Origin of the sequence: Zhongshania sp., from assembly GCF_047636175.1 — a bacterium.
GTDB lineage: Bacteria > Pseudomonadota > Gammaproteobacteria > Pseudomonadales > Spongiibacteraceae > Spongiibacter.
In genome coordinates this window covers 21,204-36,857 of sequence record NZ_JBLIKC010000006.1, presented here as the reverse complement: position 1 = coordinate 36,857, position 15,654 = coordinate 21,204, and the positions used below count along the sequence as shown (strand labels likewise).

Sequence of the window (15,654 nt, the reverse complement as noted above, 5' to 3'; positions counted from 1 at the left end):
GCGATAAAATTATTAGCAACTGGAGCCCTAGCTAAAACGGTGCCCCGTCACTACAAATTATACGGGTCTACTCCGACATATTGCAGGTCAGATATTGGCTACATTTCCAAACTAATACGGTAACCATTATCGCCAAATAGCCGTCAATGGCGTAATGCCAGGCAAGGTGTACCGACCCAATTAGTATCATGACAAAGAATACGCTAGAAAATATTCGTGGCATCACTTTCTTAGTCCGCCAACTTATTATCAAGATAAGAGTCGCCACCGAAACATGCATACTTGGCATGGAGGATATTCCCGCCGCCGGACTCAGCGTAGAGCTTTGATAAAGTGTCCAAAGCTGATCCTGTGCCTGTAAAGCCAAAATAGGATATTCAACATTGCTACTATGAAGATAATTCATCAAGGCGTAAAAAGGGTTTATAAGATCAGGATATGCCTGCGCATAAAAAGCGGGACCGACTGATGAGAACAAGACCGCAAGCGCACTGCCATTTATCATCCAGCATAAAATATAACTACTCATAAATCGTTTACGAAGCACATCATTATTAGAAGAAAACAAAAACCAAACTACAAATGTCATCATGACAATAAACCATAGGCCATAAACGATATCGATAATACGAGTAATGAGTGCCCAGGACATCAAGGGATGGATAAGCTCCCAAGGTGTAAACCCACCATGGAGGATATTATCGACATCCGCTAATAAAGGATCCCAGCTAAATGCGTTTATTTCAGGGATTACTGCTTTGAAGGACGTCATTGCCGATAGGAATATGCACAATACTAATAGGCTCAAGCAGCCCCGTGTAGTAGAAGGTCGTTTGAGCCAATCCAAAAGGTCATTATATAAATATAACATCAATCTATTAGGTCGGATTCTAATCATGACGAAAACGATATAGGCGGCGTAAAACAACATTCCATATGGAATAAACTGAAACAATGCAAGCTTGATATAGATAAGTATAGAAAACCGGTCGCCAAGCTCATAGTAGTGAGTTATGAGCCAAGCTCCTGAAATATAGAGCAAGACGCAGCTATAAAAAAACCAATCGCTTTTAAGTGACATTCTCATATTTTGGAGAATTTTGTGCATTGCTATGACTGCCGTAATAATCAATATATACGCCGCAAAAACCAATATTTTGCTTTAGCGATGAAACACTAGTCTGCAACTTGATAATCAAGCCGAGAGTCCTCTAGTCTATCATTTTTCGGTGACACTGATCCCTTAGCCAAAGAACACTAACGCCTGAATAATTACGCAGCCCGACCGTAATACGCAGACCGGACGCACCGACAATGATTAAAAAAATTTAGTCCAGAAATCCTGCTAGTTTAAAGAGACTATTAATATTTATTTTAGCTTGAACAGAGAGACAAGAATAAAGCCGCTACCCGGCCGAGCTCTTTAGACACTCATGATAGCAAAACAATATCAATACCAGTTTATGAGAAGCAGCGATGACCTTTGACGATTACCTAACAATCTTAGCCAAAAACGACGGTTCAGATCTAATTCTTAGCACTGGAGCGCCACCTGTGCGAAATTTCATGCCAAACTAAAGCCTCTCCGCAAAGAGCCCTTTCTTCCCAGTGAAATCAAGTCGATTGCTTTCGCCTTGATGGACAGTGAACCGGCAGCAGGTAGCAGGTAGCAGGTAGCAGGTAGCAGAGTTTGAGCAAGAATTAGAAATGAATTTGGCCTACCATATTCCCCGCGTCGGCCGCTTTAGGATAACCATATCCAAACAGCGCGACGAAATCTCATTGGTTACCCGAAATATCGTCACCGACATACCCAATGTTGATACCCTAGGTCTGTCACCTATTCTAGAAGACGTCATTATGACTAACCGCGGTTTAGTCCTCTTTGTGGGTGCGACCGGCTCCGGAAAATCAACCTCACTCGCTGCAGTTATAGACCACCGCAACACCAATAGCAGTGGCCACATTATTACCATTGAAGATCCCATTGAATTTCTGCACAAGCATAAGCGCAATATTATAAATCAACGTGAAATAGGCATGGACACCCGAAGTTTCCAGCAAGCTCTTAAAACACCCTGAGACAGGCCCCGGACGTAATCCTTATTGGCGAGATTCGCGATCGCGAAACGATGGAGCACGCCCTCGCCTTCGCTGAAACCGGGCATCTGTGTATCTCCACCCTCCATGCGAATAATGCCAACCAAGCACTGGATCGAATTATTAACTTCTTTCCCAAGGAAAGGCGCAATCAGCTATTACTCGACTTATCACTTAACTTGAAATGCTTTGTTTCACAGCGTTTAGTACCCACTGATGAAGGCAAACGGGCGGCGGCAACAGAAATACTGCTAGTCACACCCACGGTTGCACAAGCAATTCACGAAGGTGAGATAGAAACGATTAAAGAGATTATGAGTAAATCTGAAAATACCGGCATGCCGACCTTCGAATCGGCCTTATTTAAAATCTATGAAAGCGGCAAAATCTCGTTTGAGGATGCCCTAAAAAATGCGGATTCGGCATATAACTTACGGCTTCAAATAAAGCTGCTTAGTAGCCATGGTATACCAGAGGGAAGTGCTGAAGAAATGGAGAAACAAGAACATTTTTTTCTCTCAATATTGAAAAAAATGAAGACAGCGAGCCACACTAAACAACTCTCTCTACAATCTAGAAAAGCAGCTAAGCAGTAAAAAACATTCTGCCTAGCTGCGTATCAATTTACTCAGCTTCCACTGCATCAGCTACTTTTTTAACACTTGGCTTTGGTAGTAATTCTTCGCGAATCTTGCCTTCAATTTCCGCAGCAGACTCAGGGTTTTCAGCCAGGTACTTAGCAGCATTTGCCTTACCCTGGCCTATCTTATCCCCTTTATAGGCATACCAGGCACCAGACTTATCTACTAGACCTAGCTTAACGCCCAGATCAATGACTTCTCCCAATCGATAAATACCGCGGCCATAGAGTATTTGGAACTCAGCCTGTTTAAACGGCGGCGCAACCTTATTTTTAACCACCTTCACACGGGTTTCATTACCAGTGACTTCTTCGCCTTCTTTTACCGCACCGATACGACGAATATCTAATCGCACGGAGGCATAAAATTTAAGCGCATTACCACCAGAGGTGGTCTCTGGGTTACCAAACATCACACCAATTTTCATACGAATTTGGTTGATAAAGATAACCAGCGTATTAGTCTGTTTGATGCTACCAGTCAATTTACGCAGCGCCTGTGACATGAGACGCGCCTGCAGACCGACATGGGCGTCACCCATATCACCTTCGATTTCAGCCTTTGGTACCAGCGCAGCAACCGAGTCAATAACAATCACGTCAACCGAACCTGAACGCACTAACATGTCCGTAATTTCTAGGGCTTGCTCGCCGGTATCAGGCTGCGACACTAATAGTTCGTCTAAGTTAACTCCCAGCTTCTCAGCATAGATAGGGTCAAGCGCATGCTCTGCATCCACAATCGCCACTGTTTTGCCGGCTTTTTGCGCTTCGGCCATTACTTGTAAACATAACGTAGTTTTACCTGAGGACTCAGGCCCAAATATTTCCACAACCCGACCATAGGGCAAGCCACCTATGCCGAGGGCAATATCAAGACCCAGAGAGCCCGTCGACACTGAGGGCATCACTTCTCGGGAGCTGTCGCCCATTTTCATGATTGAACCCTTACCGAACTGACGCTCAATCTGGCCCAGCGCTGACTCCAGTGCTTTCTGTTTGTTAGGATCCATATGCTCTCTACCTTTTGTGGAGATTGATTTTAATGACTATGGCTTTACGCTGTCACAAGCCATACAACTGTATATATGATCAGTATTATCAGCGCGCTTGTCAATGCCCGATCGCAATTTCTTTCCGAGTTACTAATATCCACTGCAAAGAAGCTCACTTTAGGTCACAAAGCCCCTCCTCATCAGGTTTCATATCCTAGAGTGATCGCCCTAGAGCGAACTGTGCTAAGGTTCGCCTCCCGAAATACCAGCGCTAAATTAGCCATCTAACAGAGCCTCTATGATTCCCTGGAAAAAACTCGCTACCGCACAAATACCACATGACGGTGGTGAACTGCAGTTTTCGCGACGCGACGACGAGTTCTCGATTCGATTATCCGGTGTTCGCGGCGAATTAATGAACAGCCGGGTCTATCATTCTGAACAAGTCTTAGCGGAACTCGGCTGCGCATTACTAAAAGATAAGGCCGACGCTGAGGTGCTAGTGGGCGGGCTGGGAATGGGTTATACCTTAGCGGCGAGTTTGCAGGCAATTTCGGCGACGGCGCAAGTGACCGTCGCTGAGCTTATTCCAGAAGTAATCGAATGGAATAGAGGCCCCTTAGGCGACTGCGCAAAGCACCCCTTGCGTGACCCGCGCACCACAGTCCACCTCGGCGATGTTGCAGAGCTCTTGGATAACCGCCCTGACAGCTACGATGCAATATTACTTGATGTCGATAATGGCCCTGAAGGCTTAACCCATAGCGATAACAATTGGCTGTACTCCCAAGACGGCCTAGAGGCAATCTCCAACACCCTACGCCCCGAAGGTATGCTGGCAATTTGGTCTGCTGGCGCCGACAGTATGTTTGCAATCCGACTCAAAAAGGCTCGCTTTAAAGTCTCTATCCACACTGTTCGCGCCCGCCCCGGCAAAGGTAGTCGCCATACTATATTTTTGGCCCAAAAGCCGTGGCAGCCCAGCACAAGTAATTAGCAGAGAACTCTGCAGCGCAATAGTGGTTTATTATCTGATTTGTTATTCTTGCGCTGTTTGGTCAGTAACTTTGAACGCGCCTTACTCATGGTAATCACGTAAGGCTGGTAGCTTACGCAATGACCAACTCTATTTATTAGCGCGCAACCAATAAGGCATATCGCAATACTATGACAATCGACGTCAACATCAGCAGCTCAGCGATAGACAGCCATACGCCGATGATGCAGCAATATTTAAAGATAAAAGCTGAGCATCCCAAGGAAATAGTTTTCTATCGCATGGGCGATTTTTACGAACTTTTCTTTGATGACGCCAAGCGCGCATCCGAACTTTTAAGCATTACCTTAACCGCTCGCGGGAAATCGGGTGGCAATCCCATACCCATGTGCGGTGTGCCCTATCATGCGGTAGAAGGCTATCTTGCCAAGCTCGTCAAAGGCGGTTGGTCAGTGGCGATTTGCGAGCAAATTGGCGACCCAGCAACTAGCAAAGGACCTGTAGAGCGCGCCGTTGCAAGAATTGTTACGCCGGGCACCATCAGCGACGAAGCCTTGTTAGACGAACGCAAAGACGCCCTATTGCTAGCGGCTTGCGGGCAAGGCCAACATATCGGCATTGCTGTTTTGGATATGAGCAGCGGCCGTTTTCAGGTACTGGAAGTGCCTAGTCACGCAGCCTTTATCAGTGAATTGCAGCGCCTGCGCCCTGCGGAATTATTAATGTCCGAAGACCTCGTTATTGATGATATGCCCAAGTTAGGGGGACTGCGCCGTCTGCCACCTTGGGAGTTCGACGTAGACACTGCCGGCCGTCAGCTCTGCCAGCACTTTGGCGTGCAAGACCTCGCCGGATTTGGCTGCGACACCTTGAGTCAAGGCATCGGCGCGGCCGGTTGTTTGCTTCAATATGTAAAGGACACCCAGCGCAGCGCCCTGCCCCATATTCGTCAGCTTAAACATGAGTCTCGTGATGACGCCGTGGCAATGGATGCAGCCACTCGGCGGAATTTAGAGCTGGACCTCAATCTCAGCGGCGGCATTGAAAACACTCTAGCCTCGGTATTTGACCACTGCCAAACTACAATGGGCAGCCGTCTGCTGCGGCGCTGGCTGCACCGCCCGCTGCGCAAGCAGTCTATTCTTAGCGCGCGCCAAAGCGGGATTGTCGGCCTTATTGACGGCTATCAGTTTGAGCCGGTGCGAGACACCCTAAAACAAATTGGCGACTTAGAACGCATCCTGTCTCGAGTTGCGCTGCGCTCAGCACGCCCCAGAGACCTTTCACGATTACAGCGCGCCTTGGCAACACTGCCGCTACTGCAAAGCCAACTGACGCCTTTAGATATTCCCTACCTGCTGAAATTGAGCGGAGATATTAGCGAGTTTCCAGTACTTGATGACCTTCTAGCCCGAGCGGTCGCAGAAAACCCGCCGGTTGTACTCAGAGATGGTGGAGTTATTGCCGAAGGCTACGACACGGAATTAGATGAGCTACGCAGTCTGAGCAGCGATGCCGGCGAGTTCTTATTGGCGATGGAGCGCCGCGAGCGCGAAAAAACCGGACTCAGCACCTTAAAAGTCGGTTATAACCGCGTGCACGGCTACTATATTGAAATAAGTAAACTTCAGGCGGCCCAAGCGCCCGTTGAATATATCCGCAGACAGACCCTAAAAAATGCCGAACGATTTATAACCCCAGAATTAAAAACCTTCGAAGACAAGGCTCTAAGCAGCAAAAGCCGAGCCCTAGCGCGTGAAAAACACCTTTATGAATTGCTGCTAGACGCCGTAAACGATGAGTTGAATGAGCTACAAACGTCCTCACAAGCCTTGTGCGAGCTAGACGTGATTGCAAATTTAGCCGAGCGCGCCGTGCAACTGGACCTCTGCCAGCCAGAATTTTGCGATGCCCCTATGCTCAATATAGTGCAAGGTCGACACCCCGTCGTTGAAAGTGTACTTAATGACCCCTTTATTGCTAACGACCTCAAACTCGCAGAAGACCGCCGTACGCTGATTATTACCGGCCCCAATATGGGTGGTAAGTCGACTTATATGCGCCAAACCGCGCTTATCGTATTACTAGCGCATATCGGCAGCTTCGTCCCAGCAAAGGCCGTGACGATGAGTCTAGTAGATCAAATTTTTACCCGTATTGGTTCATCTGACGACTTGGCCGGCGGGCGGTCTACCTTTATGGTAGAAATGACTGAAACCGCCAATATTCTCCATAACGCCACAGATAAAAGTTTAATACTCATGGACGAAATAGGCCGCGGCACAAGCACCTTCGATGGTCTCTCGCTCGCCTGGGCCTGCGCCATTGATTTAGCTGACCGTGTTCAAGGCTTCACCCTTTTTGCCACCCATTACTTTGAGTTAACCGTGCTGCCGGACAGCTACCCCAAAGCAGCCAACGTGCACTTAGGTGTTACCGAGCACAATGACCACATTGTCTTTCTCCATCGCGTGGAAGACGGCCCAGCCAATCGTAGTTATGGTTTACAGGTAGCAAAATTAGCCGGCATTCCGGCCGGCGTCGTCAAGGCCGCAAAAATGAAGCTCCAGCAACTAGAAAACCAAGCTATAGGTCACGGACAATTAAATACCGCGGGGCCGCAGACAGATTTATTTTCCTCGTCCACTGAAGAACACCCGGTCATTGGGGCACTTGAAGACATTGACCCCGACAACCTCAGCCCGCGACAGGCCCATGAACTGCTATATGTTTTAAAAGCTAAGCTGTCTTGAGCGGTCATAGATACCACTAAGGGGTAAAAACGATTAGGCACAGATAAATTATTGTTAAGACTAAGACTATACCGATTTTTTTCACTGGTGTTACAATACGCCGCTCTAAGAATTACCACCCAAGTCAGGATTAAAAGGGGCTGACCAAAAATGACTTTTGTTGTAGGCGAAGATTGCATCAAGTGCAAACATACAGACTGTGTTGAGGTTTGTCCGGTAGATTGTTTTTACGAGGGCCCAAACTTCCTTGTTATTCACCCTGACGAGTGTATTGACTGCGCATTGTGCGAGCCAGAATGCCCGGTGGACGCGATATTTTCAGAAGACGAGCTGCCAGATGACCAGCAAGTATTCTTGGAATTGAACGCAGAACTCTCCGAAGTGTGGCCAAATATCACGGAAATGAAAGCCCCTGCGGCTGATTCAGAGGATTGGGCCGGTAAACCTGACAAGCTGCAATATCTGGAAAGATAGAAATCGCAGCGAGGAGGTATCGACTCTGATAAGTTAAAAAGCCCGCAGCAGCGGGCTTTTTAACTCTTTACGTCGACGTGATACATATCTTAATTATCAGTTAAAGTCTTCCGCAAACAGTGATGCTGCATTTAAGCCATTCTCTTCAAACAAAACTCGCATGCTTTTTAGAGCCTCGACCTGAATTTGCCTGACTCGCTCACGCGTCAAGCCAATTTTACGACCAACCTCTTCTAGGGTTGCGGACTCATGACCGCGCAACCCAAAACGGCGTACAACGACCTCGCACTGTTTCACACTAAGCTCGTCTAACCATTCATCAATACTGCTTGATAAATCCTGGCCCTGTAAAATATCACTGGGATTCAAGGCCTGGGTATCAGCGATGGTATCGAGTAAAACCTGATCGGAGTCTTGCGCTAGCGGAACATCTACCGAGCTAACCCGATCTTTAAGACCGCATAAGCGCTTAGCTTCAGATACCGGTCGGTCGAGCGCCACAGCCATCTCTTCCGGTGAGGGCATATGATCCAATTTTTGAGTTAGCTCTCGCTCAGCACGCAAATAACTATTTAACTCTTTCACAACATGGATGGGTAAGCGAATAGTGCGAGTTTGATTCATAATCCCGCGCTCAATGGTTTGCCGAATCCACCATGTCGCATAAGTAGAGAAACGAAAACCACGTTCAGGATCAAATTTTTCTACTGCGCGAATTAAGCCGAGGTTGCCCTCTTCAACTAAATCTAGAAGACTCAAGCCGCGGTTTAAATAACGTCGGGAAATTTTTACCACCAACCGCAGATTGCTTTCAATCATACGTTTTCGACCAGCGTCATCGCCTTTTCGGGCAAGCCGCGCAAAATGCACTTCTTCCTCGGCACTCAGTAGTGGGGAAAAACCGATTTCGCTAAGGTACATCTGGGTTGCATCGAGATCGTTACTCTGTCGTCGAGCACGCTTTATTTTGCTTGATTTAAGTACCGGGTCAAGTACCGGCTTACGTGAACTTTTACTACTAAGTGCGCCGTCTTCGTCGGCATCATTATGTATCTTAATTAAACCTGAACGATAGTTATTACTTTCTTTATCTACCCGCATCGCCGAATCCTTATTTTCCTGTTATTACTCGACTTGGGTGATACTTAAGACATTCTTCTTATTACAACGGCGTTCAGCGCCTAGGAAGCAGTCTTAAAGGATCAACCGGTTTTCCATCTATACGAACTTCAAAATGTAACTTTGGTGAATCAGTTCCGCTGTCGCCCAATTCTGCAATAACGGCTCCTGCCTTCACGCTGTCCCCCTCTTTGACTAATAAACGTCGATTGTGCCCGTAAGCACTTAAATAACGATCAGAGTGTTTAAGAATTAATAGATTGCCATAACCTACCAAACCACTTCCCGAATACACCACTACTCCAGCTTTCGAAGCACGTATAGGCTCGCCCATTTTACCTTTAATATCAATACCCTTATGAGCCTGACCAGTTGCCACGAATGAGCGCACCAAAGGGCCGGTAACCGGCCAGCGCCAGTCTTTTCCCGTATCCACAATCACTGGTGCAGGCTTAACAATTGGTGTTGTCACTGGCGATTTTACGCTAGCAGGAGGTTTGCTTCCGATCTTGCGAGGAGCGTTGGCAGGCGACTTTTTCGGGCTTAGGGCCGGCTTAGCGGCGGCCACAATGGACCGCGTACTTTCCTGCAACACTAGAGCTTGACCCGGATAAATTATATACGGCGGAGCTAAATTGTTAGCAGTCGCTAACCCTTTAACATTTAAGCCATAACGCCATGAGATAGAAAAAAGGGTGTCACCAGCGCTAACAATATAATATGGAGGGGGATGTTCAGAGGGATTATAACGATCATAAACAGGCGCGGAGCTGCCATTACTCGTACACGCGGTGACGCTAACAATTAAGACAATTATGCTGAAAACCGTCCTCAGCATCGCCATCATGTATACATCCTTATGAGCACAAAAATTATCCTTTTTTGCCAAAGAAGTAACACCGCACCGCATTTAAAATTGGAAGCCTAGTTAGCGCCAAGGAATTAGCAATCTTGTTTTTATTACTTTATATACCTGCAAGCCGAAGTGTTAGAGAAAAACAGTCTTAAAAATCAGTGGCTTTTAGCTATTCGCTCTAAGAATAACACCAAAAGTACCCCGCTAACGGCAATAAGTAAACACACCAGCAGCTGTGAGTCGACTTGATTGGCATACTCCCAAGGCATTACATTTTGCCAGCCAGGTGCGAGTGATTCAGACAATAGCTGCCCGTCTGCGCTTAACTTCCAAGGCCAAATGATTGTCAACGACCCCAATAGAATACCCGTCAATGTTGCCAGCAGTCTCGGCCGGTGATGGTGCATTAACCAAGACAGTAAGCGCACAAACAACATCAAACCAGAGCCGCAGCCAGCGGCAAAACTTAGCAGAGAAACCAGCTCAAAGTGCTTTACTGCACTAATCACCGGCTCGTACATACCCAGCAACAGCAAGATAAAACTACCGGATATCCCGGGTAAGATCATCGCGCATATCGCCAGCGCGCCAGAAAGAAATAAGGTCAATGGCGTTGCCGTAATCTCTGCAGGGCGTAACTCCCCAATCGCCACAGCAAACGCAATCCCAAAGAGCAACCAGCCAATTTGGTGGCGACTGTGGGTAATTTGTCGAAAAACGATAAGCGCTGAGGCTAGAATCAAACCAAAAAACAAAGCTGCTAGGGGAAGTGGGTGTTTATCTAAACCGTAAGAGATCAGACGAGCCAAAGACACTACGCTGACTACAATACCCAGCATTAAACTAAGCAGAAAACCACCATTAATATGCAGCCAACATGCCGCTGGACCTGACTTAAATAGCAGCTGAATCGCTTTTAGGTTGCAAGACTTAAGGCTTTCTATCAACTCGTCGTAGATGCCGGTAATAAACGCCACCGTACCACCCGACACACCCGGAACCACATCGGCAGCACCCATAGCGATACCGCGAACAAACACCCCAGGAGAAAATCCCTTCATTACTAATCCTTATTCACCCAGCGGGTATATTCAAAAATACGTTCAAGCAACCACGACACCAGAGACCATCGGCACAAATAAAACCGGCTCGATTAACTGCTCTTCAATCCCCGTCTCGGTCTTGTCATAAACATATAAAGACTGCTGCTTACCCACTGGCCCCACGGGAATAACAAGACGCCCGCCAATCGCGAGTTGCTCCAACAATTCTGCTGGCACTACTTCCGGCGCGGCCGCCGAAAGTATGGCATCAAACGGACCCCGATCTTTCCAGCCCATACCACCATCAGCATGACGCAAATGCACATTATGTAAGCCAAGTTGCCGCAGTCGCTGACGCGCCTTTTCTTGTAATGGCCGAATCCGCTCAACGCTAAACACGCGCTCCACCATCTGCGCGAGTATTGCGGTCTGGTAACCCGAGCCAGTACCCACCTCAAGCACCCGAGCTCGGGGGCCCAGCGCCAATAGCAACTCAGTCATGCGGGCGACAATATACGGTTGAGAAAGAGTCTGCTGAAAACCAATCGGCAAAGAGCTGTCTTCATATGCTCGATGTGACAATGCCTCGTCGAGAAAAATGTGTCTAGGGGTTCCCCTGATCACATTGAGTACCGCTTTGTCAGTAATACCCTGTTCAGTCAAACGTTCGATCAAGCGATCTCTGGTTCGCTGGGAGGTCATCCCGATACCTTGCAAATTTAAAATTGTCACCGTGTCTTCTCAGTAAACATCAGGGCCTAGCGCGCCCTTAATAGTTGATCAATTCTCGCACAAGCGCCGTAGCGAAACAGCCCCGAGGCAATGAAAATGCCAATGACACAGCCTCATTACCTAGCTGCTGCCATTGCAAGTTTTTAGGAACAACACGCATGGCGCGTCGCTCCATCGTTAAATTATTATTTATCAAGCCTGCACAGAGGTCGGCAAACTCGCCATAGACTTTTTCTTCAAGTAGAGCGACCTCCGCACCGGGCCCCAATTTACCGGGTTTGCCATACAGTGGACCGCTGGGATGAATATCACCCTCAGCTAAGCGCAAAAGAGTATCAGCATCCAAGTTTGCCAAAAACACGCTACCGCTATCCCGCAAGGCAAATACATCGCCGTCCAAGCCACTATTCCAATGACCCGAACTAACACGCGCAGCCAACACCGAATTAAAAATTAGTGCGCGCGCTGCGGATAAATACATACCCCTATCAAAACGCCCCGGAGTTAAGTGGCCCGCAAACCATTGGCGACAGGCATCAATATTGCCACCGCCATGGCCAAAGCGCTGTTCGCCGAAGTAATTGGGAAAGCCCTGAGCAATGACGGGCAAACGCGCCTCTAGCAGAGCAAGATCACCGTCTAAAGCCGTTAATCGTAAAATAAAGCGATTATAGCGATGACTTCCCAAGCGCAGCTTTTGGCGGTGGCGTCCTTGACGTAAAATCTGCCACGTTTCATTTTCCGGTACACGCCATTCGGGTTTGTGTTTACCCGGCAAATGAACGCAAAACCACTGTCGCGTCACCGCATGGCGATCTTTTTGTCCAGAATACGTTACCGCGCGCGGCTTAACCCCGGCCAAACGTGCCAATTGCTTGGCGACATACTCGGTGTTATCGCCACACTTCTCAATCCACAGCCAGTCGAATTCGCCATCATCACTAAATTCAACCTCGAAGACTTCTTCAACCACAAAGTCTTCAGGCCTAGCTTTTAATACCCCAGATACGATGGGCAGGCCTAGTGCCCGAGGCCAGTCAGGCAACATCTATTCGCTCCAATAACACCACCGCGTCGACCGCAATGCCTTCACTACGCCCCACAAATCCAAGCTTTTCGGTGGTCGTTGCTTTGACACTTATACTGGAATCTACAACACCCAAGGTAGTAGCGATAGATTTACGCATAGCAAGAATATAAGGCGCCAAACGTGGTTGCTGCGCCGCAATCGTTATATCAGCGTTACCTAAACGATAACCCTGCCCTTCTATTAATGTGTAACAGTGTTTTAGTAATACTTTGCTGTCAGCGCCGGCGTATTGCGGATCAGTATCAGGGAAATGTTTACCAATGTCCCCAAGCGCTAATGCGCCCAGCATCGCATCGCACAATGCGTGCAGGGCCACATCGCCATCGGAATGAGCAAGTAAGCGCCACTGACATGGAATGTCGACACCACATAGGGTAATCCCGTCGCCCTCGCCGAAGCGATGAACATCGTAGCCATGGCCAATGCGAATAGTACTCACCGCTCTTCTCCGCTTAAAAACACCTCAGCAATCGTGAGATCGTCAGGGTAAGTAATTTTTATATTGCGACAACTACCTTCCACCAGCAAAGGCCGGCGACCGCAGTACTCGATTGCAGACGCTTCATCGGTCACCGCAAATTGGCGTTCACGGCAATACCTGAGCGCATCACGCAACTCACCAAAACGAAACAACTGCGGGGTTAATGCTCGCCACAATTCACTGCGATCTAAGGTTTCGGCAATATCGCCGCTATTATCACTGCGCTTCACCGTGTCTACCATGGGCGATGCCAAAATAGCCCCCACCGCATGAGCACAGCCCAGCTCTAATAATTGCTGGATATCGTGTTGAGAAACGCAGGGGCGCGCTGCATCGTGCACCAAAACCCAGTCAGCATCGTCCGCCCCTTCTAGCGCCATCAGCGCCTGTGCTACCGAGTTTGAACGCTCGCTCCCGCCGTTTGTGCGCAACACACGCGGGTCATTCGCACACGCCAAAGAACTAAAAACCTTATCATCCTCATGCAAGGCCACCGCAATGGCGGTGATATCACTGCGCGCCAACAGTGTGTTAATACTGTGTTCTATGACGGTTTTATCGCCAAGGGGCAGGTATTGCTTAGCTAGCTTGCCACCAAATCGCGAGCCTGTACCTGCCGCGGGGATAACAGCCCATATGCGAGAATTAGTTAGCACTTATCATTCTGCTTAGTAATGAGTTTATTCATCGACAATGAGGTAAAACGTCTCGTCGGACTTAATCAGCCCCATGTCATTGCGGGCGCGCTCCTCAATACTGTCTAAGTCGTGTTTCAAACTACGCACTTCGCCATACAAGCGCTCATTACGCAGCTGCAACTCGCTGTTAGTATCTTTTTGAATCGCAATATCACGACGTAAACTGGCGATTTGCTCCCAGCTTCCGGCTCCACTCCACAGCCGCACTTGTAACATAGCAAGAATCGCCAAGAGTAAAAAAAGCAGCCGGCGGCGGGTCATAGCTCGCCCTGTAAAGTGATAGTCTTACTCATTCCAATTCCAGAACCAAGTCCTAAAAAGGCGCATTTAAACATAGTCAAAAGTAAAAAAGGCGGCCGTAGCCGCCTCCTAATTACTAGGCTCGGAATTCATCCCGACCCCGATAAGCCGCGCCTATCTCTGCTTCTATGCGCAGCAGACGATTATACTTAGCCACTCGATCAGAGCGACACAAAGACCCGGTTTTAATTTGGCCCGCTGATGTCGCTACTGCTAAATCAGCAATAGTGGTGTCTTCTGTTTCACCAGAACGATGTGAAATAACAACGCTATAATTCGCCTCTTTTGCCATTTTAATGGCATCCAAAGTCTCGCTAAGCGTGCCAATCTGATTGAACTTAATCAAAATGGAGTTAGCAATATTATTATCAATACCACGTTTCAAAATTTTAGTATTAGTCACAAACAAATCGTCACCAACTAATTGCACGCGATCGCCGATGCGACGAGTTAAAGCCGCCCAGCCATCCCAGTCACTTTCATCCATACCATCTTCAATCGAGAGGATAGGGTATTTTTGGCTGAGTTCGTCCAGGTAAGCCGCAAAACCTTCAGCATCGAACTCTTTGCCTTCGCCGCTTAAGGAATACTTACCATCTTTATAAAATTCAGTTGAAGCACAATCTAACGCCAAAGTAATATCTTTACCTAACTCATATCCAGCATTGGCAACCGCTTCGGCAATCGCCTCCAAAGCCGCTTCATTTGATGGTAAATTCGGCGCAAAACCACCCTCATCACCCACCGCCGTATTTAATCCGCGGGCTATTAATACCTTTTTTAGTGCGTGAAAAATTTCAGCACCTTGACGCAAGGCTTCAGCAAAAGTCGCAGCACCCACAGGCTGAATCATGAACTCTTGAATATCGACATTATTGTCAGCGTGCTCGCCGCCATTGATGATATTCATCATCGGTACCGGCATGGTGTACTGACCTTCTGTACCATTAATTTGGGCAATGCGCTGATAAAGTGGCACACCCTTCTCAATCGCTACCGCTTTAGCCGTAGCCAAGGAGACTGCCAGAATCGCGTTTGCACCCAGCACAGATTTAGTTTCAGTACCGTCGGCCTCAATCATAGCATTGTCGATGGCACGCTGATCTTCAGCATCCATTCCCAGTAACAAATCACGGATTGTGGTATTAATATTAGCAACCGCTTTTAATACGCCTTTGCCCAAATAACGCGACTTGTCGCCATCACGAAGCTCCAAAGCTTCACGAGAGCCTGTCGATGCGCCGGAAGGAGCACAGGCACTGCCAACGGCGCCCGATGCTAAAACAACATCTGCCTCAACCGTGGGATTTCCCCGCGAATCCAATATTTCGAACGCCTTGATATCGACAATCTCTGCCATGCAAATCTTCTCCGTC

General features: G+C 48.0%; 16 protein-coding genes. 5 read left to right on the top strand and 11 right to left on the bottom strand.

Translation table 11 applies throughout. From position 1 onward, the window contains the following. Nucleotides 1-67: 67 nt before the first annotated feature. Nucleotides 68-808 (bottom strand): phosphatase PAP2 family protein, encoded by a 741-nt coding sequence (locus ACI955_RS04635; protein WP_415242563.1) that lies wholly within the window; start codon nt 806-808, stop codon nt 68-70. 899 nt (nt 809-1,707) lie between these two features. Between ACI955_RS04635 and ACI955_RS04630 the strand changes: the two genes are divergently transcribed. Then, nucleotides 1,708-2,082, top strand: coding sequence for an ATPase, T2SS/T4P/T4SS family (locus ACI955_RS04630; RefSeq protein ID WP_415242562.1), 375 nt, complete (start codon nt 1,708-1,710; stop codon nt 2,080-2,082). Nucleotides 2,083-2,132: 50 nt separating this feature from the next. Further along, nucleotides 2,133-2,696, top strand: a complete 564-nt coding sequence (locus tag ACI955_RS04625; protein ID WP_415242561.1) for an ATPase, T2SS/T4P/T4SS family — start codon at nt 2,133-2,135, stop codon at nt 2,694-2,696. A gap of 28 nt (nt 2,697-2,724) precedes the next feature. Here ACI955_RS04625 and recA read toward each other — a convergent pair whose 3' ends face one another. After that, nucleotides 2,725-3,753, bottom strand: coding sequence for a recombinase RecA (gene recA / locus ACI955_RS04620; RefSeq protein WP_415242560.1), 1,029 nt, complete (start codon nt 3,751-3,753; stop codon nt 2,725-2,727). A 280-nt stretch (nt 3,754-4,033) separates the two neighbouring features. Here recA and ACI955_RS04615 point away from each other — a divergent pair, with 280 nt between their 5' ends. The 3 genes from ACI955_RS04615 (at nt 4,034) to fdxA (ending at nt 7,959) form a co-directional block, all read left to right on the top strand. Further along, on the top strand, nt 4,034-4,732 hold the full coding sequence (locus ACI955_RS04615) for a spermidine synthase (RefSeq protein WP_415242559.1): 699 nt from the start codon (nt 4,034-4,036) through the stop codon (nt 4,730-4,732). Between the two features lie 170 nt (nt 4,733-4,902). Next, a complete protein-coding gene (mutS, locus tag ACI955_RS04610; RefSeq protein ID WP_415242558.1) occupies nt 4,903-7,485 on the top strand; it encodes a DNA mismatch repair protein MutS in 2,583 nt (860 codons plus the stop codon). A 150-nt stretch (nt 7,486-7,635) separates the two neighbouring features. Further along, the gene (gene fdxA / locus ACI955_RS04605) at nt 7,636-7,959 is read left to right on the top strand and encodes a ferredoxin FdxA (RefSeq protein ID WP_415242557.1); all 324 of its coding nucleotides are present in this window, start codon (nt 7,636-7,638) and stop codon (nt 7,957-7,959) included. A 96-nt stretch (nt 7,960-8,055) separates the two neighbouring features. Here fdxA and rpoS read toward each other — a convergent pair whose 3' ends face one another. From rpoS to eno, 9 genes are all read right to left on the bottom strand, one after another. After that, nucleotides 8,056-9,060, bottom strand: coding sequence for an RNA polymerase sigma factor RpoS (rpoS, locus tag ACI955_RS04600; RefSeq protein WP_415242556.1), 1,005 nt, complete (start codon nt 9,058-9,060; stop codon nt 8,056-8,058). A 73-nt stretch (nt 9,061-9,133) separates the two neighbouring features. Then, entirely contained in the window at nt 9,134-9,925 is a 792-nt protein-coding gene (locus ACI955_RS04595; protein ID WP_415242555.1) for a peptidoglycan DD-metalloendopeptidase family protein, read from the bottom strand. 164 nt (nt 9,926-10,089) lie between these two features. Beyond that, nucleotides 10,090-10,995 carry a DUF368 domain-containing protein gene (locus ACI955_RS04590; RefSeq protein WP_415242554.1) on the bottom strand — a complete coding sequence of 302 codons (906 nt, stop codon included), beginning with the start codon at nt 10,993-10,995 and terminating at the stop codon, nt 10,090-10,092. Between the two features lie 42 nt (nt 10,996-11,037). Then, entirely contained in the window at nt 11,038-11,679 is a 642-nt protein-coding gene (locus tag ACI955_RS04585; RefSeq protein WP_415242684.1) for a protein-L-isoaspartate(D-aspartate) O-methyltransferase, read from the bottom strand. Between the two features lie 67 nt (nt 11,680-11,746). Next, a complete protein-coding gene (gene truD / locus ACI955_RS04580; protein ID WP_415242553.1) occupies nt 11,747-12,757 on the bottom strand; it encodes a tRNA pseudouridine(13) synthase TruD in 1,011 nt (336 codons plus the stop codon). Continuing rightward, nucleotides 12,747-13,229: a 2-C-methyl-D-erythritol 2,4-cyclodiphosphate synthase gene (gene ispF / locus ACI955_RS04575; RefSeq protein ID WP_415242683.1), complete on the bottom strand. Its 483-nt coding sequence runs from the start codon at nt 13,227-13,229 to the stop codon at nt 12,747-12,749. The genes truD and ispF overlap by 11 nt, the downstream gene beginning before the upstream one ends. Before the next feature lie 5 nt (nt 13,230-13,234). After that, the gene (ispD, locus tag ACI955_RS04570) at nt 13,235-13,936 is read right to left on the bottom strand and encodes a 2-C-methyl-D-erythritol 4-phosphate cytidylyltransferase (protein ID WP_415242552.1); all 702 of its coding nucleotides are present in this window, start codon (nt 13,934-13,936) and stop codon (nt 13,235-13,237) included. Between the two features lie 24 nt (nt 13,937-13,960). Next, nucleotides 13,961-14,194 (bottom strand): septum formation initiator family protein, encoded by a 234-nt coding sequence (locus ACI955_RS04565; RefSeq protein WP_415242551.1) that lies wholly within the window; start codon nt 14,192-14,194, stop codon nt 13,961-13,963. A 160-nt stretch (nt 14,195-14,354) separates the two neighbouring features. Then, the gene (eno, locus tag ACI955_RS04560) at nt 14,355-15,638 is read right to left on the bottom strand and encodes a phosphopyruvate hydratase (protein ID WP_415242550.1); all 1,284 of its coding nucleotides are present in this window, start codon (nt 15,636-15,638) and stop codon (nt 14,355-14,357) included. Between the last annotated feature and the right edge of the window lie 16 nt (nt 15,639-15,654).